This is a genomic window from Mesorhizobium sp. M7A.F.Ca.US.010.02.1.1, from assembly GCF_004023085.1.
GTDB lineage: Bacteria > Pseudomonadota > Alphaproteobacteria > Rhizobiales > Rhizobiaceae > Mesorhizobium.
The window spans coordinates 19,056-39,592 of record NZ_RZRV01000007.1; the positions used below are offsets into that span (position 1 = coordinate 19,056).

18 protein-coding genes are annotated in these 20,537 nt (G+C 63.4%); 16 read left to right on the forward strand and 2 right to left on the reverse strand.

What is annotated here, in order from left to right:
- The first annotated feature begins 8 nt into the window (after positions 1–8).
- The 10 genes from EOA19_RS09525 to purU all read left to right on the forward strand — a co-directional run bounded on the left by EOA19_RS09525 (position 9) and on the right by purU (position 9,287).
- Positions 9–1,094, forward strand: a complete 1,086-nt coding sequence (locus EOA19_RS09525) for a Gfo/Idh/MocA family oxidoreductase (protein ID WP_127382087.1) — start codon at positions 9–11, stop codon at positions 1,092–1,094.
- 55 nt (positions 1,095–1,149) lie between these two features.
- Entirely contained in the window at positions 1,150–2,064 is a 915-nt protein-coding gene (locus tag EOA19_RS09530; protein ID WP_128303411.1) for a sugar phosphate isomerase/epimerase, read from the forward strand.
- Between the two features lie 67 nt (positions 2,065–2,131).
- Positions 2,132–3,076: a substrate-binding domain-containing protein gene (locus tag EOA19_RS09535; RefSeq protein ID WP_128303412.1), complete on the forward strand. Its 945-nt coding sequence runs from the start codon at positions 2,132–2,134 to the stop codon at positions 3,074–3,076.
- Positions 3,077–3,158: 82 nt separating this feature from the next.
- A complete protein-coding gene (locus tag EOA19_RS09540) occupies positions 3,159–4,139 on the forward strand; it encodes an ABC transporter permease (RefSeq protein WP_245486118.1) in 981 nt (326 codons plus the stop codon).
- Positions 4,136–4,918: an ATP-binding cassette domain-containing protein gene (locus tag EOA19_RS09545; RefSeq protein WP_164892899.1), complete on the forward strand. Its 783-nt coding sequence runs from the start codon at positions 4,136–4,138 to the stop codon at positions 4,916–4,918. Before EOA19_RS09540 ends, EOA19_RS09545 begins: the two co-directional genes overlap by 4 nt.
- A gap of 16 nt (positions 4,919–4,934) precedes the next feature.
- Complete coding sequence (locus EOA19_RS09550; protein WP_128303414.1) at positions 4,935–6,116, forward strand: aldose 1-epimerase family protein; 1,182 nt, start codon at positions 4,935–4,937, stop codon at positions 6,114–6,116.
- A 49-nt stretch (positions 6,117–6,165) separates the two neighbouring features.
- Positions 6,166–7,248, forward strand: a complete 1,083-nt coding sequence (locus EOA19_RS09555; protein WP_164892896.1) for a fatty acid desaturase family protein — start codon at positions 6,166–6,168, stop codon at positions 7,246–7,248.
- A gap of 11 nt (positions 7,249–7,259) precedes the next feature.
- Positions 7,260–7,574 carry a MocE family 2Fe-2S type ferredoxin gene (locus tag EOA19_RS09560; RefSeq protein WP_013530832.1) on the forward strand — a complete coding sequence of 105 codons (315 nt, stop codon included), beginning with the start codon at positions 7,260–7,262 and terminating at the stop codon, positions 7,572–7,574.
- A gap of 34 nt (positions 7,575–7,608) precedes the next feature.
- Complete coding sequence (locus EOA19_RS09565; RefSeq protein WP_031213845.1) at positions 7,609–8,409, forward strand: 3-methyl-2-oxobutanoate hydroxymethyltransferase; 801 nt, start codon at positions 7,609–7,611, stop codon at positions 8,407–8,409.
- On the forward strand, positions 8,406–9,287 hold the full coding sequence (gene purU / locus EOA19_RS09570) for a formyltetrahydrofolate deformylase (protein WP_128303416.1): 882 nt from the start codon (positions 8,406–8,408) through the stop codon (positions 9,285–9,287). The genes EOA19_RS09565 and purU overlap by 4 nt, the downstream gene beginning before the upstream one ends.
- 11 nt (positions 9,288–9,298) lie before the next feature.
- Here purU and hutH read toward each other — a convergent pair whose 3' ends face one another.
- Positions 9,299–10,786, reverse strand: a complete 1,488-nt coding sequence (hutH, locus tag EOA19_RS09575) for a histidine ammonia-lyase (protein ID WP_128303417.1) — start codon at positions 10,784–10,786, stop codon at positions 9,299–9,301.
- Positions 10,783–11,784, reverse strand: coding sequence for an ornithine cyclodeaminase family protein (locus EOA19_RS09580; RefSeq protein WP_023814023.1), 1,002 nt, complete (start codon positions 11,782–11,784; stop codon positions 10,783–10,785). Before EOA19_RS09580 ends, hutH begins: the two co-directional genes overlap by 4 nt.
- A gap of 137 nt (positions 11,785–11,921) precedes the next feature.
- Here EOA19_RS09580 and EOA19_RS09585 point away from each other — a divergent pair, with 137 nt between their 5' ends.
- From EOA19_RS09585 to EOA19_RS09610, 6 genes are all read left to right on the forward strand, one after another.
- Complete coding sequence (locus EOA19_RS09585; RefSeq protein ID WP_128303418.1) at positions 11,922–13,355, forward strand: DHA2 family efflux MFS transporter permease subunit; 1,434 nt, start codon at positions 11,922–11,924, stop codon at positions 13,353–13,355.
- A 270-nt stretch (positions 13,356–13,625) separates the two neighbouring features.
- Positions 13,626–14,612, forward strand: a complete 987-nt coding sequence (locus EOA19_RS09590; RefSeq protein WP_128303419.1) for an ABC transporter permease — start codon at positions 13,626–13,628, stop codon at positions 14,610–14,612.
- 65 nt (positions 14,613–14,677) lie between these two features.
- The gene (locus EOA19_RS09595; protein WP_128303420.1) at positions 14,678–15,703 is read left to right on the forward strand and encodes a sugar ABC transporter substrate-binding protein; all 1,026 of its coding nucleotides are present in this window, start codon (positions 14,678–14,680) and stop codon (positions 15,701–15,703) included.
- A 77-nt stretch (positions 15,704–15,780) separates the two neighbouring features.
- On the forward strand, positions 15,781–17,904 hold the full coding sequence (locus tag EOA19_RS09600) for an SMP-30/gluconolactonase/LRE family protein (RefSeq protein WP_023814019.1): 2,124 nt from the start codon (positions 15,781–15,783) through the stop codon (positions 17,902–17,904).
- Positions 17,901–18,947 carry a hypothetical protein gene (locus EOA19_RS09605; protein WP_023814018.1) on the forward strand — a complete coding sequence of 349 codons (1,047 nt, stop codon included), beginning with the start codon at positions 17,901–17,903 and terminating at the stop codon, positions 18,945–18,947. The genes EOA19_RS09600 and EOA19_RS09605 overlap by 4 nt, the downstream gene beginning before the upstream one ends.
- Positions 18,947–20,443, forward strand: a complete 1,497-nt coding sequence (locus EOA19_RS09610; protein ID WP_128303421.1) for a sugar ABC transporter ATP-binding protein — start codon at positions 18,947–18,949, stop codon at positions 20,441–20,443. The genes EOA19_RS09605 and EOA19_RS09610 overlap by 1 nt, the downstream gene beginning before the upstream one ends.
- The last annotated feature ends 94 nt before the right edge of the window (positions 20,444–20,537 follow it).

Below are 20,537 nucleotides of genomic sequence, written 5' to 3' on the forward strand. Positions count from 1 at the left end.
AGGAAGAGATGGCAAACAAGGGCTTCGAGCCGGACGTGAAGGTCCGCACGAAGGAATACAGGATCGGCTGCGTCGGCGCCGGCATGATCATGGCCGAGTGCCATCTCGCCGCCTACAAGGAAGCTGGATTCCCGGTGGTGGCGATCGCCTCGCGCACCAGGGCCAGCGCCGAGAAGGTGGCGACGCGCTGGAGCATCCCCACGGTCCACGACACGCCTGAAAAACTGATCGAGGACGAGAATGTCGAGATCATCGATCTTGCTTTCCCGCCCGACCTGCAGCCGGCGCTGATTCGTCACGCGCTGAAGCAGAAGCACATCAAGGCGATCCTGGCGCAGAAGCCGTTGGCCTTGTCGGTCGAGGAAGCGGTCAAGCTGCGCGACGAGGCGGCCAAGGCCGGCAAGATCCTCTCGGTCAATCAGAACATGCGCTACGACCAGTCGATGCGCGTCTTGAAGCAGATCATCGACAGCGGCGCGCTGGGCGACATCGTCTTCGCGCAGATCGACATGCATGCCATCCCGCACTGGCAGAGCTTCCTTGAGGACTACGACCGCCTGACGCTTGCCAATATGAGTGTGCATCATCTCGACGTGCTGCGCTTCCTGTTCGGCGACCCCGACGAAATCACCACGCTGACACGCAAGGATCCGCGCACGACATTCGACCACTCGGACGGCATCACGGTGTCGACGCTGCGCTTCCCGTCCGGTGTGCTCGCCGTGTCGCTGGAGGATGTCTGGTCGGGTCCGCGCCAGGATGGCTACAAGGACGACCAGCACATCAACTGGCGCGTCGACGGCAGCAAGGGGGTCGCGAAGGGCACCATTGGCTGGCCGACGGGCGCTGCCTCGACGCTGACTTACGCTTCGACCGAGACGACCGGCGGCGAATGGGTCAGCCCGAGCTGGGACACGATGTGGTTCCCGCATGCCTTTATCGGCGTGATGGAGCAGCTCCAGCATGCGGTGAGGACCGGCACGCCGCCGGCGCTGTCGGTCGCCGACAACGTCAAGACCATGGCGCTGGTCGAGGCGGGTTATCGCTCGATCGACGAGGGCCGCACGGTCAAGCTTTCCGAAATCGCTACCTGATCACCGCAACTGAAACACCAGACAACTGAATCGCTTACAGGGAGGAATTCACACCATGATGCAGGCAGGTATTTTCACGGGGTATTTCCCCTACGGCCTCGAAGAGACAGCGAAGAAAATTCGCGGCCACGGTTTCAACACCGTGCAGCTCGACCTTCATTTCAAGGATATCGATCTGTCGGCCGGCCAGATCACCAAGGATAAGGCCAAGAAGGTTCGCGACACGTTCCGTGCCCACGACCTGCCGATCTGCTGCATCTCGGGCTACACCAATGTCATTCATCCCGACCTCGCGCACCGCAAGGCGAATGTCGATCGGCTGAAGGAAATCATCCGTAACGCCCGCCAGCTCGGCAGTCCTTACGTGATCTCGGAGACCGGTACCTACAACACCGAGAGCGAGTGGATGAGCGATCCCAAGAACAAGTCCGAAGAGGGTTTTGAGATGTGCCGCAAGGTGATCTCCGAACTGGCGCAGGAAGCCTATGACCACGGCGCAATGTTCCTGCTCGAAACCTACGTCAACAATGTCGTCGGCTCGGTCGAGGAAACGGTGAGGATGTTCGCGCAGGTCGACCATCCGGGCCTCGGCCTGCTGATGGATCCGACCAACTACTTCGAAAGCCACAACATCGACCAGATGGACAAGGTGCTGAACCAGGTGTTCGACACGCTGGCCGACAAGGTCAAAATCGCGCATGCCAAGGATGTCGCACGAGCCGGCGACGACAAGAGCGAGAAGCATGCGGACATCGGCGATGACGACGCGCTGGCCTCGCACACCTTCCGCGGCGTTGGCGAGATGGTCCTCAACGCGCCGGGCACCGGCTCGCTGAACTACGACCTCTATCTGCAGCGCCTGTCGCAGAAGAACCCGAACATCCCGGTGATCATCGAACACCTTTCGGAAGACGACGTGCCGAGGGCCAAGAAATTTCTCGACGACAAGTTCCGCGCCAACGGTCTCTGACCGGCTGTGCGCCGCCCTTTGCCGGCGGTGCATCCGGCTTGGAAGCAACAACAAGGGAGGAATTGCAGTGTTGAAATTCGGATTGAAACTGGCGGCGTCCGCGACTGTGTTCGCGGGCATCGCATTCGCCTCGCCGGCAATGGCGCAGGATGGCCAGAAGACTTTCTACCTGCTGTCGCATGGCGGTCCCTCAGATGCATTCTGGCTCGACTGGAATGCCGGCGCGACCAAAGCCTGCGACCAGCTCAAGGTGACCTGCAAGATCTCCTTCAGCGGCGGCGACATGGCGGCGCAGAAGGAGGCCTTCAATTCCGCGCTTGCGGCCAAGCCCGACGGCATCGCCACCACCTCGGCCCAGCCGGGCTTGTGGACCGAGGAAGTGAAGGCTGCCAAGGCGGCCGGGATCCCGATCGTGTTCTTCAACACAGACGATCCGGCGACCGGACGGCAGGCCTATGTCGGCGCCGATCTCAAGGAGGCGGGCGTCATCTGGGCCAAGTATCTCGTCGACCGCAAGATGGTGAAGCAGGGCGACAAGGTGTTCCTGCCGGTGGAAGTGCCCGGCGCCAGCTATCAGCAGCTGGAGACCGAAGGCATCGCCAGCGTCTTCGATCCGTTGGGGATCAAATATGATGTGGTCGATTGCGGCACCGACCCGGCCGGCATCATTGCCAAGATGACCGACTATATGGTGGCCAACAATCCGCCGGCGATCATCGCGCTCGGCGATTCCGTGGCGGCCAGCGTCAAACGGGTGTTCGACGGCGCAGGTGTGCCGGCCGGCAAGATCCCGGTCGTCGGCTGGGGCAATTCGAAGGAAACCGCCGAGGCCGTCAAATCCGGCTTCGTCAACGCGGCCGCCTGGCAGTTTCCGTCTGCGCAGGGCTTCATGCCGGTGGCGCTGCTCGGGCTCGCCGCGTCGGGCGAACCGATCGGCTACGACATCCATACTTTCAGCCTCTACGACGCCTCGAGCGTCGAACCGATCCTGAAACTCTACGACACGAAGTGAAAACCGGTGCCCGCGGCGCAGGCCGCGGGCACCATTTCAAAGCATGGTTCAAGCAGTCATGATGATCGCCGCAGAAGACGAAATGCCTGTCGGGAAACGCAGATCGAGCCTTATGCGCTCGCCGCAATTCTCCTCGCTCATCATCCTCATTGTCCTGCTCGCGGTGTTCGCCATCGCCGATGCCAATTTCCTGTCGCCGCTCAACATCTCCAACATGATGGCGTTCCTGCCTGAGCTCGGCATCATCGCGCTCGGCATGACGCTGCTTCTGACGGCGGGCGAATTCGACCTGTCGGTTGGTGCCGTGTTCGGGCTGGCGCCGGTCGTCGTCATGCTTCTGGTGCAGAACGGAGGCGTCGATATCGGCATCGCGCTTCTGGCCGGGCTTCTGCTGTGCGTCGCCATCGGCGCGATCAACGGGTTGATCGTCACCAAGAACGGCATCTCCTCCTTCCTGGTCACGCTGTCGATGCTGCTCGTGGTGCGCGGGGCGGCGCTCTACATCACGCAGGGCTTTCCGCTGAAATCCTGGGACCAGCCAGGCTTTTTCGTCACGCTGCTGGCCGGCAGCTTCAATGTCGGGTCGTTCCGGTTCTACACCTCGCTGTGGTGGTTCATCGGTCTCTCGCTGCTGGCGATCTACGTGCTGCGCTATGCCAAGCTCGGCAACTGGATCAGCGCCATCGGCTCCAACCGGAACGCGGCGGTGGCGCGCGGCGTGCCGGCGGACGCCGTCAAGGTGTGGCTGTTCATCCTGACTTCGGTCCTTGCGGGACTGGCCGGCATGATCAGCGCCTTCCGCATCTCGGCCGCCTCACCGGTGGCCGGCACCGGCTACGAGCTCGAAGTGATCGCCATGGTGGTGGTCGGCGGCACGGCGCTGACCGGCGGACGCGGCACGATCCTCGGCACCATCGTCGGTGCGCTGATGCTGCGCGCGATCCGCAACGGCATCGTGCTGATCGGCGTGCCGGGCCTCGCCTACAACATCTTCGTGGGCCTCATCATCCTCGCCATGCTCATCCTGCACGCTTTGCTGCAGAAGAACGCCGCAAGGGGCTGACGATGGAAGTGCTTCGGCTGCAGAATCTGCAAAAATCCTTCGGCAGCGTTCGGGCGCTGAAGAATGCGTCCTTTGCCCTCAACGAAGGCGAGGTGGTGGCCTTGCTCGGAGACAATGGCGCCGGCAAATCGACGCTGATCAAGGCGATCTCGGGCGTGTTTCCAGCCGATCGGGGCGACATCTATGTGCGCGGCGAAAAGGTCTCGATCCGCTCGACGCGCGATGCGATGGACCTCGGCATCGAGACCATCCACCAGGATACGTCTCTGGCGCCGGATCTCAGCATTGCGCGCAATCTTTTCCTTGGGCGCGAACCGGTCAAGCTGAAATGGCTGGGCGTGTTCGCGCCGCTCGATTTCGCCAAATTGCGCGACGCGGCGTCGGCGCTGTTGAGGCGCGTCGGCATCTCGAAGAAACTCGACGCCGATGCGCTGGTCTTAACGCTGTCGGGCGGCGAGCGGCAGTCGATTGCGATTTCTCGCGCTATGCAGTTCGCCGCCAAGGTCATCATCCTCGACGAACCGACCAACAATCTCGGCGTCGAGGAAACCCACGGCGTGCTGCGCTTCGTCAAGGAGGTGCGTGACGCCGGCCATTCGGTGCTCTTGATCACCCACAACATCCATCACGTGTTCCAGGTAGCCGACCGCATCATCGTCATGCGCCGCGGCGAGATCGTTGCCGAGCAGACGGTTGCCGATACCGATCTCCTGACCGTGGAAAGCATTATCACCGGCGCCGACATGTCGGCCCTGCTGAAAGAGACGAGAGCGAAGTGAAGAAGTTGGCCGTCACATGGTAGAACTCTATGGCAAGACGCTTTCGCGCCGGCAGGTGTCGGAACGTTCGGGCATGCTGTCGCAATTTGCCGGCGTGCGGCTGATGACGCTTGGCGACGGTGTGGAACGCGGCATTCGCATGCTGGAGTTCCGCACCGGCTCAGGCCTGCGCTTCACCGCGCTGGTCGACCGGGCGCTCGACATCGCCGACTGCGACTATAGGGGACAGGCGATCGGCTGGCATTCGCCAAGCGGCTTTCGTCATCCCGGCCTGCACGATTACGAGGGGGAGGGCGGGCTCGCCTGGGCGCGCTCGTTTTCAGGCCTGCTTGTCACCTGCGGCCTCGACCACATATTGGGCCGCGAAGAGGTGCCTGCCGATAGCTACAACTACCCGGGCAAGAAGACCGTGATCCATTCGCTGCATGGCCGCGTGGGCACCATTCCAGCGCGGCTGACCGGTTATGGCGAGGCCTGGGATGGCGACCGCTGCGTGCTTTGGGCCGAAGGCATCGTTCAGCAATCGGCGGTGTTCGGCGAGGATTTGCATCTGATCCGGCGTATCGAGGCCGATGTCGGCGGCAACGAGATCCGGCTGTCGGACCGCGTCGTCAACCATGGCTTCAATCGCACGCCGCATATGTATTTTTACCACGTCAATGTCAGCCACCCCTTGCTCGACGAGGGTTCGCGCTATCTGGCGCCGATCCGCGACGTCGTCTGGGCTGGCCATGCAGGCGAACGCTACGAGGCGCAGAAGGTCGGTTACCGCACCGTGCCGGCGCCGCGACTGGGCTTCAGCGAGCAGGTCTGGCAGCACGAGATGGCGGCGGACGCCAATGGCGAGGTGCCGGTGGCGGTGGTCAATGACGGCATAGGGCTTGGCCTGGAAGTGATCACGCGCAAGGACCAGCTGCCTTGCGCCTATCAATGGCAGAATTTCCAGGCGGGGCAGTATGCGTTGGGCATCGAGCCCTCGACGCACCATGTGCTCGGCAATCTCGCCGCACGTGAGCGCGGCGAAATGATCTGGCTGGAGCATGGCGAAAGCCGTTCCTACGACGCGATGTTCCGAGTGCTCGACGGTGCCGGCGAGATCGCCGCGACGGAAGAGAGGATCGCTTCGATCGCCAGGCAACCGCAACAGGATTATCCTGCGCCGTCGGGCAATTTTCCGGGATTGGCGGACAGGGCATGATGCGAAACGAATGCTCCGGCTGGCGGGCCGGAAATCGGAGGTCGATGTGATGGCGAAAAAGCGCGACTACAGCCTGGTCGGGGAAAGCACGCGCACCGCGATCGAGACCGGGCTGGCCTCGGCCGAGTGGTATCACACCGATGTGCCGCGCAAGGCGATGAAAGAGCTGATGCAACGCTCGGACGGGCCGGCGATCCGCGACACGATCATCTGGATCGTTGCCATATTGGGCTCTGCCGCCGGGATCGCCTGGTTCTGGGGCACGTGGTGGGTGGTGCCGTTCCTGCTCGTCTATGGCGTGCTCTACGGCTCGTCCAGCGACTCGCGCTGGCACGAGTGCGGCCACGGCACCGCTTTCCGCACGCGCTGGATGAACGATGCCGTCTACCAGATCGCCAGCTTTATGCTGATGCGCAACCCGGTGACCTGGCGCTGGAGCCATGCGCGCCATCACACCGACACGATCATCGTCGGCCGCGACGCCGAGATCGCGGTGATGCGTCCGCCGGACCTGCTGCGCGCCGCACTCGCCTTCACCGGCATTCTCGATTTCCGCTATTCGCTGCCGACGCTGGTGCGCAATGCGTTCGGCAGCATCTCGCCCGACGAGAAAAGCTTTATCCCCGAGATGGAGCTTCACAAGGTGGTCACCGCCGCGCGTTGGCATGTCGCCATCTATGTCGCGGCGATCGTGCTGGCGCTCTATCTGTGGTCGTTCCTGCCGCTGGTGCTGATCGGCCTGCCGCGCCTCTACGGCAGCTGGCACATGGTGCTGACCGGCCTGCTGCAGCATATCGGCCTCGCCGATAATGTCACCGACCACCGGCTGAACACGCGCACCGTCTACATGAACCCGATCAGCCGCTTCATCTACTGGAACATGAACTACCATGTCGAACATCACATGTTCCCGATGGTGCCGTATCACGCGCTGCCGAGGCTGCATGAATTGATCAAGCATGATCTGCCCGCGCCGAACCCTTCGATGTGGCATGCCTACCGCGAGGTCTGGCCGGTGCTGCTGAAGCAGCTTCAGTACGAGGACTATTTCCTCAAGCGTGAATTGCCGCCGACGGCCAGGCCGTACCGGGACGAGTTCCATGCGCTGACCGTTCCGGCGGCGGCGGAATAGGGGAGAAGCAGATGGCCGACTGGGTTGAAGCGTGTGGCGTCGACGATGTCGAGGAAGAGGATGTCATCCGCTTCGATCATGGCGGCCGTACCTTCGCCATCTATCGCAGTCCCGATGACGAGTACTTCGCAACCGACGGATACTGCACGCATGAGAAGGCGCATCTGGCCGATGGGCTGGTGATGGACGACATCATCGAATGCCCCAAGCACAATGGCCGCTTCAACTACAAGACGGGTGTGGCCCGAGGCGCACCGGTATGCGTCAATCTCGCCACCTATCCGGTGAAGGTCGAGGCTGGCAAAGTGATGATCCAGATCGGCTGACCTGCCGCCGAATGCAACTGAGGGAACCCATTTGATGAGCCGAAAAAGACCAACGGTGGCGGATTTGCGCGCCATGAAGGGCAAGCGACAGCTGACCATGCTGCGCGTGCTGACGATGGACGAGGCCGAGGCCGCCGAGCGCGCGGGGGTCGACATCGTCTCGGTGCCGCCCGAACTGGTGCTCAACCCGCAATACCGGGACGCCGCACCCAGCCTGTTCACCATGCCGGGCGACAATTTCTACGAGATCGGCACGGCGGACGATTTCGTGCGCTGGGCTTTCCTGCTCTACAAGGCCGGCGCCGACGCGGTCTATTGCAGCGCCGGCTACGCCACGATCAAGCGGATGGCCGATGACAATATCCCGGTGATCGGCCATGTCGGGCTGATCCCGTCACGGGCCACCTGGACCGGCGGCTTCAAGGCGGTCGGCAAGACCGCCGACACCGCCATGGAGGTCTTCGCGGCGGTGAAGCAGCTGGAAACTGTCGGCGCCATCGGCGCCGAGATCGAGGTCGTACCGGTCGAGGTGGCCAAGGCGATCTCTGAACGGACATCGTTGATCATGCTGTCGATGGGAGCGGGCACCGGTTGCGATGCGCAATATCTGTTCGCCGACGACATCCTCGGCCAGAACCGGGGCCACATGCCTCGCCATTCCAAGGTCTATCGCAATTTCGCCGCCGAATATGATCGTTTGCAGGCCGAGCGCATCGCCGCGTTCTCGGAGTACGTTGCCGACGTCAACAGTCTCGCCTATCCCGAAGACAAGCATGTGGTGCATATGGATCCGGCTGAGCTCAGCCTGTTCATGAAAAGGGTCGACAGGGCGTGAAATCTCAAGGCAATGATGCGACGGGCGAAGTCGCGCCGGTTCATATTCTTACGCTTTCTTGCGAGGACCGGCCGGGGATCGTCGCCGCCGTCACGGCGGAGCTTGCCGCGAACGGCGCCAACATCGCCGAAAGCAGCCAGTTCTGGGACCGGCAGACCAATCGCTTTTTCATGCGCATCGCCTTCATCAGCCCGCCAGGCTCGACCAAGGACAGCCTGGAACGGGCGTTGAAATCAAGCGTCGATCGCTTTGGCATGAAGACCGCGCTGGTCGATCAGGGACGCCGGCCGAAGATCATCGTCATGGTCTCCAGGTTCGACCACGCGCTTCTGCACCTGCTGTACCAGATCAGGGTCGGCTGGCTGAACGCGGAGGTTGCCGCCGTCGTCTCCAACCACGAGGATGCCCGCCGCTTCGCCGAGCTGGAGGGTGTTCCCTACCACCATTGGCCGACCACGAGGGAAAACAAGGCCGAACAGGAACAGAAGCTGCTGGACCTGGTGCAGCGGACAGGGGCCGAACTGGTCATCCTGGCGCGCTACATGCAGGTCTTCTCGAAAGGCCTGTCGGACCGGCTGTTCGGACGGGCGATCAACATCCACCATTCGTTCCTGCCGAGCTTCAAGGGCGCCAAGCCGTATCACCAGGCCTTCGACCGCGGCGTCAAGCTGATCGGTGCGACGGCGCATTACGTCACCTCCGACCTCGACGAGGGCCCGATCATCGATCAGGAGACCGAACGCGTCACCCATGCGATGAGCGCCGAGGATTTCGTTGCCGTCGGGCGCGACATCGAAAGCCGGGTGCTGGCGCGCGCGGTCAAGCTGCATCTCGAAGCCCGCGTCATGCTCAACGGCCACAAGACCGTCGTTTTCTGAGCGAAGCCGCGTCAGGCCGGCCAGCTTCCGCCGGCGAGCGCAGCGTAAAGTGCCTCGGCGTCGATACCGAGCGGCCGGTCCTCTTTCAGCATGGGGACGAGAGCGCGTATCGCCGCGTGAAGTGCGGCGGTGCGTGGCGCCAATGTGAAGCCGTCGCGCAGGTCTATGGCCTGTGCGGCGGCCATCAGTTCGAAGGCGATCAGCCGCCGCCACAGCTCGATCATCCCGGCGCATTTCGCAACCGCCAGAGGCGTCTGCGTGGCGTGATCCTCGACGCCTTCCGACACGGCCAGGAAGTCGAGCATCACCGGATTAGCCTTGTGGCGGATGGCGGCCAGGATCGAGGTCACTGTCTTCTGCAGCGGCACGAAGCCGGCCGAGGCGCCGCCGACCGGCGACAGATATTTCGGCAGGCCATTGCGGCCCGAGCCAGTGAGCTGGATAAAGCGGGCGGCACTGGCCGCGGCACATTGGGCGATCGCCAGGCCGAGCGTCTCGAAGGCGAGCGCCAGTGCGGCGGTGTGGAAATTGCCGGTCGACAGCACCAACTCATCATCGCCCAGCACCAGCGGATTGTCGGCGGCGGCGTTGAGTTCGATCTCGACAGCCTGTCTCGCCTGACCGATCGCCTCGATCAGCGCGCCATGGATCGACGGCATGCAGCGGATCGACAGCGGGTCCTGCAAGGTGGTCGGCACCAGCGCCTCGTCGCGGACGAGCAGATCGTGCAGCACCTTGGCTGCTTCCTGCTGGCCGGCCGCCGGGCGCGCCATGTGCAAGCGCGGATCGAGGATGGTGCGGTTGGCACCAAAACCTTCCATGGTCAGCGCCCCGGTCTGCTGTTGCTGGGCAAGAGCCGACAGCGCATCCGTCACCGCAAGCGCGCCGCTGCCGGCGGACACCGCCGAGGCATTGATCAGCGACAGCCCATCCTTGGGCGCCAGGCTGATGGGGGCGAGGCGCGCCATCATCAGTGCCTTGGCCGCCGGCATGCGACGGCCCTGATAGTCTGCTTCGCCTTCGCCGGTGAGCATGCGGGCGAGTGCCGTCATCAGCACCAGATCGCCGGCGCCGATCGAGCCGAGTGACGGCATGACGGGATGGACGCCGGCGTTGAGCGCGTCGACCAAAGCGACGAAGACGGAGGGCGAAAGGCCGGAGCCGCCAACCGACAGCATCGCGGCGCGGGCAAGCATAGTAGCGCGCACGGCTTCAACCGGCAGCACCTCGCCGACGGCGCCGCTGCGTCCTTCAAGCAATTGGCGCTGGAAGGCGCCGGCGTCGCCGTCGACAGCAGTGCCGAGATTGGCGCCGAGTCCGGTGTTCAGGCCATAGATCTGCTGGCCGGATGCGGCGGCCTGGTCGAGCACTTTTCGCGCCTTCTGCAGCCTGCCGATGACATCGGGTCCGATCTCCACCTTGCGACCATCGCGGGCCACGGCGGCGACATCGCCAATGCCAATGCCGACGCCGGCTCCGGAGAGGACGAGCACGGTCATGCGAAGCGCAGCCGCTGGCCAATGCCTTGCACTTGCGCCTTGGCCAGCATCGCCTTGCCCAGCGCAATGTCGGACAGCGACAGGCCACGATGCCAGAATAGGATCGTTTCGTCGTCGCTTTCGCGCCCGACTTTCAGACCGGCGGCGATCTGGCCAAGCTCGGCGTGCAGCGTCTTCTCGCTCAGCCGCCCGGTCTCGACATGGGCGCGCAGCGAGCCGAACTTGCCGCCCTTGCACTGGCCCCAATCGTCGACGACCATTTTCTGCATGATCTCGGTCAGCGACAGTTCGACCGCGCTCATCGTGCCATAGGGCACGACCAGCGCGCCGGGCTTGATCCATTCGGTCTTCAGCAATGGCTGCGGCTCCGGCAGCCGCGAGGCTTCGACGACGATGTCGGCGCCCTCGATGCAGCTCTTCCAGTCGGCCACCGCAGTGACCGTCTTGCCGAGATCGGCGGAGAGTTTGGCGGCAAAACCGTCGCGGCTTTCCGGCCGGCGCGAATGGACGCGGATCTCGTCGAAGTCGAAGAGATGGTCGAGCAGGCGCACGTTCCAGTAGGCGGTGCCGCGCGCGCCGATATGGGCCAGTACCTTGGAATTCTTGCGCGCCAGATGTTTGGCGCCGATGGCGGTGACAGCGCCTGTGCGCATGTCGGTGATGACGGTGGCGTCGAGGATGGCGCGCGGCGTGCCGGTTCGCGGATCGAACAGATTGAGGATGCCGAATTCGGAAGGCAGGCCATGCAGGTAATTGTCGACATAGTCGCCGACGATTTTCACGCCCGCCGTGTCGAGCGGCGCGACGTAGCCACGCAAGACATTGAAATGACCGTGGAAGGACGGGTCCGGTTCGAGATGGACGCGCGGCTCGATCACCGTCTGGCCGTTGCCTTGCGCCACCAGGCCAGCCTCGACGGCGGCAATGATTTCACCATCGGTCATGGCAAGGGCATCGATGTCGAGGGCATTGAGGTAGTCGATATAGATGGGCTTCATTTTACGCAGACACTTTCCTCGGCCACCCCGTCCATCCCATAGCAGGCCATGGCGCGACCCGAAAGTTTCGCGACACGAAAGTTTGTTGCGCTATCTCTGGACGCGGCCGGCCAAATGCTGTTCAAACCGGTTCCGTCATGACTGCCATTCCCGATACCGAAATCTTACCCGAAACGGCCACCAATGCGCGGCGCGTGGCGCTGATCGTCGCCATCGCCTTCTTCATGCAGTTGCTGGATTCGACGATCATCTCGACCTCGCTGCCGCAGATGGGCGCGTCCTTCGGCGTGTCGCCGGTGGCAATGAGCATCGGCATCACCGTCTACATGCTGACCATGGCGGTGTTCGTGCCGCTGTCGGGCTGGCTCGCCGACCGGTTCGGGGCGCGCAACATCTTCCTGCTGGCGATCGTCCTGTTCACCCTGGCCTCGCTCGCCTGCGGCCTCTCGCAAACCCTGACCCAGTTCGTCGCCGCCCGTGTCGTGCAAGGGCTCGGCAGCGCGCTGATGACGCCGGTCGGGCGGATTCTCGTCCTGCGCAATGCGTCGAAATCCGAATTGCTCAACGCCACGGCGCTGATCACCTGGCCAGCACTGTTTGCGCCGGTGGTCGGGCCGGTGCTCGGCGGCTTCATCACCACCTATCTGTCCTGGCACTGGAATTTCTTCATCAACATCCCGCTCGGCGTGATCGGGCTGTCGCTGGTCGCCCGCTTCATTCCGGGCGACCGTGAGGCTGACCCCAAGCCGCTCGACTGGCCGGGTTTTTTCCTGACATCGGCCGGACTTGCCCTGCTGCTCTATGGCCTTGAACGCATTGCCCATCCGGAGGACGGCGTGCTGCCGACAGCGCTGCTGATCGTTGCCGGCATTGTCATAGGCTGGCTGGCGGTACGGCATCTCCGGCGGGCGCCGCATCCGCTGCTCGATCTCTCCTCGTTCAAGGTGCTGACCTTCGCCATCTCGACATTGGCCGCCGGCACCATTTTCCGGGTGGCGATCAACGCCACGCCGTTCCTGCTGCCACTGCTGTTCCAGGTCGGCTTTGGCCTCTCGCCCGTCGATGCCGGCTTGATGATCCTGGCCTATTTCCTCGGCAATCTTGGCATGAAGACGGTGACGACGCCAACGCTGCGGCGTTTCGGTTTCCGCTCGGTGATGGTCGTCAACGGCATCATCGCCTCGGTCTCGATCATGGCTTGCGGGGCGGTCTCGCCGCAGACGCCACAGGCGCTGGTGGTGGCGCTGATGCTGATTGCCGGCCTGACGCGCTCGATGCAGTTCACCGCGCTCAACACACTGGCCTTCGCCGACATCGATGCGGCGCAACGAAGCTCGGCGGCGACCCTGTCCTCGATGCTGCAGCAGGTGGCGATGCTGTTCGGCGTCGCGGTGGCGGCGGCGATCCTCAATTTGTCGCAGATCGTCAGGGATCGCCCCGCTCTCGACCTTCTGGATTTTCGAATCGCCTTCCTGGCGATCGGCGCCATCGGGCTGGTGGCGGCGTTGCGTTTTCTCGTGCTGCCGCCAAGTGCGGGCGCGGAGGTTTCCGGCCACTCGCCGGGAAATTGAGATCGATTTTTCCGCCTGATGCGGAGATAAATTCCGTCTCGTCCTTTCGCCGTAGTGCAGCGCTTTCGCGAGCGGCCGCAATGGCGCAACCAATTGCCAAAAGTGCAGGCCTTTCCATGCATTGCGCCAGCTTCGGCAATCGACGCGTCCACTCGGTGAATATCGCTGCCGGCCTGGGTTCCGAGCGCGGATTCATTTGACGAACCGGCGTTGGGCCGATTAGCGTTCTTTCCCAGGGATGGCAGCGCTGCCATCGGGGCAAACGCAGACATGAACACGATCGGCTGGCCGAATTTCAGGAGCCTGAATCAGGAAGGCATTGTCTTTGCCATCGCGGTGGTGCTGTTCGTTGCAGCGGCCATCGGCCTGCCGGGCTTCATCGACCCCAACAACCTTGTCGCCATTGTCCGCTCGGTGTCGGTGCTCGGCATTCTGGCCCTTGGCATGGCTGTCGTCATCATCGGCCGCGGCATCGACCTCTCCGCCGTCGCGATCATGGCGATGTCTGTCGCCTGGTATCTGCAACTTCTGAATTCGGGGACGCCGGACGGGCTGGCCTTCGCCTATGTGCTGGCCGGTGTGCTGGCCATCGGCCTGCTCAATGGCTTTCTCGTCGCCTATGCCGACGTGCCGGCGATCTTCGTGACGCTGGCGACAGGCTCCTTCGTCTTCGGCTATGTGCGCTCGCAACTGATCACGCAGGATGCCGTGCCGGTGCCGCAGGGCCATTGGGTCGAGCTGCTCGGCGGCCTGCGCTTCCTCGATGTTCCCATCGAGGTGTTCGTCTTCGCCGGCCTGGCATTCCTGTTCTTCCTGTTCCTGCGCTACACCAAATGGGGACGCTACATCTATTTCGCCGGCGACAATCCGGTCGCCGCCCGCAACATCGGCATTCCGGTGCGGCCGATGCTGGTGCTGCGCTATGTGCTCTCCGCCCTGGTCGCACTGGTCGCCGGCCTGCTGACGGCGGCGAGCCTGCATTCGATCAACACCCGGGTCGTCAACTCAACGCTGCTCTACGATATCGTGCTGGTGGCGGTGATCGGCGGCATCGGCCTGTCCGGCGGGCGCGGCGGGGTGCGCAACGTGCTGGTCGGTGCGGCACTGATCGGCATCCTGCTCAACGCCATGACCATCATCGACATTCCGCTGCTCTACCAGAACCTGATCAAGGCAGCGATCCTGCTCGGCGCCATCATCGTCGACGGCATCATCAATCCACGTGACGAGCAGACCGCCCAGCAGGGTGACATTTAGTACCTGAACTGCAGCGGACGGTTGGGGCCGGCCGCTGATAACAAAACCAAACCAGAGGATGTGACATGAAACTGATCAGAACACTCATGGCAGCTGCCACGGCGCTTGCCGTCACCGCATTCGTGGCGCCCACCTTCGCCGCCGACGATCCCGGCCCGGCGGCTTACGCACAGGCGCTCAAAGGCAAGCGCGTCATGCTGGTGCCGCTGGCGATGGGCTTCGACCTGGCGCAGGGCTGGGCGCATTATCTGAAGACCGAAGTCGAGGCGTGGGGCGGCGTGTTCGAGACGCGCGATCCGAACTGGGTCGTCGACGCCGGCGCGCAGGCGATCACCGACGCCATCTCGTCGGACACCAGGCCGGATGTGCTGATCATCCATGCGCCGGACCTCAACTCCTATTCCAAGCTGATGAAGAAGGCGCAGGCCGCCGGCACCTACGTCATCCTGGTCGACAATCCCGCCAACTTCCCGGCCGACGCCTTTATCGGCAGTGACTGGGACCGGCTTGGCCAGCTCGAGGCCGAAGCGGCGATCAAGGGCTGCGGCCCGAACTCCTCGAAGAAGATCGGCCTTGTGCAGGGTGACCAGGCCAACTCCTCCAGCCTTTACCAGTATGCCGGCATCATGAAGGTGCTGGAAAAGAACCCCGACTTCAAGGTGGTGGCCAAGCCCGACTCCAACTGGGACGCGACGACCTCGCGCAACGTGACGACGACGATGCTGCAGCAGAACCCGGACATCTGCGCCATCATCGATTTCTGGGATGGTGACGCCACCGGCGCGGCCGCCGCGATCCGCGACGCCAAGCTCGACGGCAAGGTGTTCCTGGTCACCACGGGCGGTGGCGAGAAGGCGGCCGATTGCGACAAGCTGCAGGACGGCACCTATGGCGCCGTGGTGATGACCGATCTTGCTCGCCAGTCGGGCGACATGAACGCGATCATCAAGTTCCTGCTGCAGAGCGGCCAGCCGGCCGGCACCTCGCACACCTACATCTACACGCTGGAAAAGGCGACGACCAAGGCCGACCTGAAGCCCGACAGCTGCTGGGACCTGAAGGCGCTGCAGGCGCAAGCGGCTGCGAAATAAGCCGATCCTTGCCAACACCGATCAACGAGGTGGCCGGATTGCCCGGCCACCTCTTTCTCATGGAATAGCAGCTGCCGATGTCCTTTCGCGAACGCCTCCAGTCCTGGCGCTACAATCTCGTGCCCGACCATGTCGTCGGCGAGATCCTGACCAAACGCTGGACCGACAACGCCATTCCGTTCCTGGCGCTGGTGGCGACGCTGGCAACCTTCGGTTCGATCATTCCCGGCTTCTTCAAGCTGACGGCGCTGCAGGAATCGACCCGCCAGCTTGGCGAGTTCTCGATGGTCGTCACCGGCATGACGGTGGTGATGCTGGGTGGCGGCATCGACCTGTCGGTCGGCTCGATCTTCGCGCTGTCCTGCTTTTCCGCCGTCTATGTTTTCTTCATCCTCGAACAGTCGATCTGGCTGGCGCTGGCTGCGTCGCTGGCCACCGGTCTCATCTTCGGCGCCATCAACGGCTACCTCGTCGGCTATCTCAGGCTGCGCGCCTTTCTGACCACGCTGGTCACCTTCATCTTCGGCCGGGCGCTGTTCGACATCCTGGTCACCACCTATGCCGCCGACGTACAGCTCTCGACCGCCACATCGGATGTGCTCGACTTCATCGGCGACAGCACCTTCTGGGGGCTGTCCGTCTCGGTGTGGCTGGCAATCATCCTGGCGATCGTCACCCACATCGCGCTGACCCGTTCGCGGCCGGGCTGGCATGTGCTGGCGGTCGGCGGTTCCAGGCGCTCGGCGCACAATGCCGGCATCCGCGTGCGCCGCACCGTGTTCATGACCTACGTCTTCTCCGGCTTCTGCGCCTCGATCGGCGGCTTCCTCATCGCCTGCCGGCTGAGCGGGGCAGGGCCGGGCACGGGCCTCAACCTCGAGATCATGGCGCTGACGGCGGCGGTGGTCGGCGGCGTCAGCCTCGGCGGCGGGCGCGGCTCGGTGATCAAGGGCCTGATGGGCGCCATCATCGTGCTGACCATGACCAACGGCCTGATCCGGCTGGGCTACGGCACCGGCACCAACCAGATGGTGCTGGGCATCATGCTGGCGGTGGCGGTGACCATTGACATTCGCTGGCTGAAGAACCGCCACAAGGTGCTCAACGAGGTCTATGTCGCGCCTGTCTATCTCAGAATGGGCGAAACGCAGTCGGCCGCACCCGGCTCGGGCACGCCCTACGAGCTTGATAACAGGCTGTCGGCAGCCGACCATATCGGGCTTGGCGAACTGGAGGGGCCAGAAGACGTCATCCTCGACCGCGACGACAATCTCTATTGCGGCACGCGCCATGGCGAGATCGTCCGCTTCTTCGCGCCGGACTATGTCAAATCGGAAGTGTTTGCCCATATCGGCGGCTTTCCGCTCGGCCTCGCCTTCGACAAATCGGGCAATCTGATCAGCTGCGTCGGCGCCATGGGGCTTTACTCCGTCTCGCCGGATCGGGAGGTCAAACGCCTGTCGGCCGAAACGTCGCGCTCCTGGACCTCGATCGTCGACGATGCGCGGCTGCGTGACCCCAACGACTGCGACATCGCACCCGACGGCCGCATCTATTTCACCGACTCGACCAAGCGCTACGACGCCCATGACTGGGCGCTGGACTCGATCGAGAACCGCGCCACCGGCCGGCTGCTGGTCTATGAGCCGAAGGACGGTTCGACGAAGACGCTGCTCGACGGCTATCGCTACACCAATGGTGTGTGCATGGCGCACGACGGCAAGTCGCTGTTCTTCGCCGAAAGCTGGGCCTGCCGCGTGCACCGCTACTGGCTGGAGGGGCCGAAGGCCGGTACCGCCGAGTGTGTCATCCGCGACATGCCGGGCTACCCCGACAACATCAACCGCGCCTCCGACGGCAATTACTGGATGGCGTGGCTTGGCATGCGCACGCCGAGCTTCGACCTGTCGCTGCGCCACCCCGATATGCGCAAGCGCATGACGCGCCGCTTGCCGCAGGACGAATGGCTGTTCCCCAACATCAACACCGGCGGCGTGGTGAAATTCAACGAAAAGGGCGGCATCGTCGAGGCGATGGGCGATCTCACGGGTGGCGCGCACCCGATGGTCACCTCGATGCGCGAGCACAAGGGATATCTGTTCGTCGGCGGCATCCTCAACAACCGCATCGGCCGCTACAAGATTTCAGGCGCAGACCCGAACTGGACCAGCCCCGCTTCCTATTGGGGAGCAAAGCCATGATCCTCGATCCTGTGCTGGACCTGTTTCGCGGCAAGGCGGTGACCATCCCGCCGCTCGATGGCGCTTTCCGACCCAACACATTGCTGGATGACGCGCTGGCTTTTACTGAGCTGACCGAGCCGGACAATCTGCTGGTTGCCGATGGCAGGCTGCTGGCCTCCAGCGGCAACGCAATCTATTCGATTGCTGCCGGAACCGAGCCCAGGGTTGTCGAAACCTTTCCGTCTCCGGTCACGGCGCTGGCGCTGTCGCGATCCGGCGAACTGACGGTCGGGCTGGAGAGCGGCAAGCTGCTGGTATCAGGCGAGGAGGTTTCGCTGCCGGCTGACCTCAGCTGCATCACCGCACTTGCCTATGCGGATGACGGCACGCTGTGGCTGGCCAACGGCTCGGCCGAGCATGCGCCGTCGCAATGGGCCGCCGATCTGATGAGGAAGGGCGCGTCCGGTTCGCTTTGGAAGCGAGACGCCGCGGGCGGTGATTTCCGCAAACTCGCCGGCGACATTGCCTTTCCCTATGGCCTGCACCCCGTCGGCAGGGATGTGCTGGTCAGCGAGAGCTGGCGCCATCAGTTGGTGCGCTTCAGCGCAGACGGCAATCGCGCCACGGCGCTGACGCATCTGCCCGGCTATCCCGCGCGGCTATCGCCGTCCGCCGATGGTGGCGCCTGGCTGACCTTGTTTGCGCCGCGCAACCGGCTGATCGAATTCGTGCTGCAGGAAACGCATTACCGTCAGGACATGCTGAGCCAGGTGCCGCCCGCCTACTGGATCGCGCCGGCGCTGGCCTCCAGCCGCAGCTTCCTCGAGCCGCTGCAATGCGGCGGCATCCGCACCATGGGCATCCACAAGCCATGGTCGCCGAGCCGCTCCTACGGGCTGGTGGTCAGGCTCGACCAGAAGATGCAGCCGCAATTCAGCCTGCACAGCCGCGCCAACGGCACGCGCCACGGCATCTGCAGTGTTGCGGAAAAAGACGGCCTTCTGTTCGTCGCCTCCAAAGGGGGCGACTGCATCCTTTCCGTCGCCACGGGAGGTTTCTGATGGAACCGATCGTCCGTCTGGAGAATGTCACCAAGAACTACCGCGGCGTGCCCGCGGTGAAGAATGTCAGCTTCGACCTGCGCAAGGGTGAGATCCATGCGCTGCTCGGCGAAAATGGCGCGGGAAAATCGACGCTGACCAAGATCATCGCTGGGGTGGTCGACGCCACTTCAGGCAAGATGTTCCACAAGGGACAAGAGATCGCCTACGCCTCGCCGCACGCAGCGCTTGAAGCCGGCATCGCGATGGTGTTCCAGGAGACGAGCCTGGTGCCGTCGATGACGGTGGCGCAGAACCTTTATCTCGGCACCGAAAAGTTCCTCAACCGGCTGCGCGGCACCTACATTTCGGCGCAGCAATTCCTGCAATCGCTGAACTTTCCCGTCGACCCGAACGCGATGGTGGCGACGCTGGGTGCTGCCAAGCGGCAGATGGTGGAGATCGCGCGCGCGGTGCACCACAATGCCGAGATCATCATCTTCGACGAGCCGACGGCGACGCTGACGCCGGAAGAAAAGCGGCACTTCTTCGCGTTGATCCGCCGGCTGAAGGCGAGCGGCGTGTCGATCGTCTTCATCAGCCATGCATTGGAAGAAGCGCTTGATATTGCCGACCGCATCACCATTCTGCGCGACGGCGAGCTTGTCATCACCGACGACACGTCAGCCTTCGACCGCGACCGGATCGTCGCCGCTATGGTCGGGCGCACTTTGTCGGGGCAGATCTACCGCCAGCGTGACGAGGCAAAGCTGCGCAAGGCGGGCCGGAAGGTGCTGTCGGTGCAGGACATCTCGATGAGCAATGTCGTGCGCAACACATCCTTTTCGATCTTCGAGGGCCAGATCACTGGCGTGTTCGGGCTGATCGGCTCCGGCCGCACCGAGACATTCAAGATCGTTTCCGGCATTTACAAGCGCGATTTCCTGCGCGGCGGCGCCATCGAGCTGGACGACAAGCCCGTGCGCTATCTCGTACCAAGCGAAGCGGTGGCGGACGGCATCGTCTACGTCACCGAGGACCGCAAGAGCGAAGGCATCTTCGAGACGATGGGCATTGCCGAAAACCTGTTCGGCGGACTGCTGGCGGCGGGCCGGGAAAAGGCCTGGGTGATCAATGCGCAGGAAATGCGCGCACTGTCAGCCGAATGGACGAAGACGCTGAACATCAAGGCGATCAACGACAATGCGCGGGTGGTCGAACTGTCCGGCGGCAACCAGCAGAAGGTGGTGATCGGCAAGGGGTTGGTGCAGCAGCCGCGCATCGTCATCTTCGACGAGCCGACGCGCGGCGTCGATGTCGGCGCGATCGCCGAGATCCACCAGATCATCAACCGGCTGGCCGACGAGGGCCTGGCCGTCGTCGTCATCTCGTCCTACCTGCCGGAGATCATGAATTTGTCGGACCGGATTTTGGTTTGCCGGCAAGGGCGTATCGTCGAGGAGTTTTCGCCGGCGGAGGCTACGGAGGAGAAGATCATGTATGCGGCCGTGCATTAGGGTTCTGGCCGGTGCGTACGTCGATAATTGGCGCGCACGTCCATCCCTTCGTCATCCACGGGCGAAGCAAGGAGCGTAGCGACGCGGCGCAGAC

Bases quoted from the DNA above. Each gene is read 5' to 3' on its own strand.
- EOA19_RS09610 (WP_128303421.1), top strand. From the start codon at position 18,947: ATGGAACCGATCGTCCGTCTGGAGAATGTCACCAAGAACTACCGCGGC.
- EOA19_RS09560 (WP_013530832.1), top strand. From the start codon at position 7,260: ATGGCCGACTGGGTTGAAGCGTGTGGCGTCGACGATGTCGAGGAAGAG.
- EOA19_RS09530 (WP_128303411.1), top strand. From the start codon at position 1,150: ATGATGCAGGCAGGTATTTTCACGGGGTATTTCCCCTACGGCCTCGAA.
- EOA19_RS09590 (WP_128303419.1), top strand. From the start codon at position 13,626: ATGAACACGATCGGCTGGCCGAATTTCAGGAGCCTGAATCAGGAAGGC.
- EOA19_RS09595 (WP_128303420.1), top strand. From the start codon at position 14,678: ATGAAACTGATCAGAACACTCATGGCAGCTGCCACGGCGCTTGCCGTC.
- EOA19_RS09525 (WP_127382087.1), top strand. From the start codon at position 9: ATGGCAAACAAGGGCTTCGAGCCGGACGTGAAGGTCCGCACGAAGGAA.
- EOA19_RS09550 (WP_128303414.1), top strand. From the start codon at position 4,935: ATGGTAGAACTCTATGGCAAGACGCTTTCGCGCCGGCAGGTGTCGGAA.
- EOA19_RS09565 (WP_031213845.1), top strand. From the start codon at position 7,609: ATGAGCCGAAAAAGACCAACGGTGGCGGATTTGCGCGCCATGAAGGGC.
- EOA19_RS09555 (WP_164892896.1), top strand. From the start codon at position 6,166: ATGGCGAAAAAGCGCGACTACAGCCTGGTCGGGGAAAGCACGCGCACC.
- EOA19_RS09605 (WP_023814018.1), top strand. From the start codon at position 17,901: ATGATCCTCGATCCTGTGCTGGACCTGTTTCGCGGCAAGGCGGTGACC.
- hutH (WP_128303417.1), bottom strand. From the start codon at position 10,786: ATGACCGTGCTCGTCCTCTCCGGAGCCGGCGTCGGCATTGGCATTGGC.
- EOA19_RS09540 (WP_245486118.1), top strand. From the start codon at position 3,159: ATGCCTGTCGGGAAACGCAGATCGAGCCTTATGCGCTCGCCGCAATTC.
- EOA19_RS09600 (WP_023814019.1), top strand. From the start codon at position 15,781: ATGTCCTTTCGCGAACGCCTCCAGTCCTGGCGCTACAATCTCGTGCCC.
- EOA19_RS09580 (WP_023814023.1), bottom strand. From the start codon at position 11,784: ATGAAGCCCATCTATATCGACTACCTCAATGCCCTCGACATCGATGCC.
- EOA19_RS09585 (WP_128303418.1), top strand. From the start codon at position 11,922: ATGACTGCCATTCCCGATACCGAAATCTTACCCGAAACGGCCACCAAT.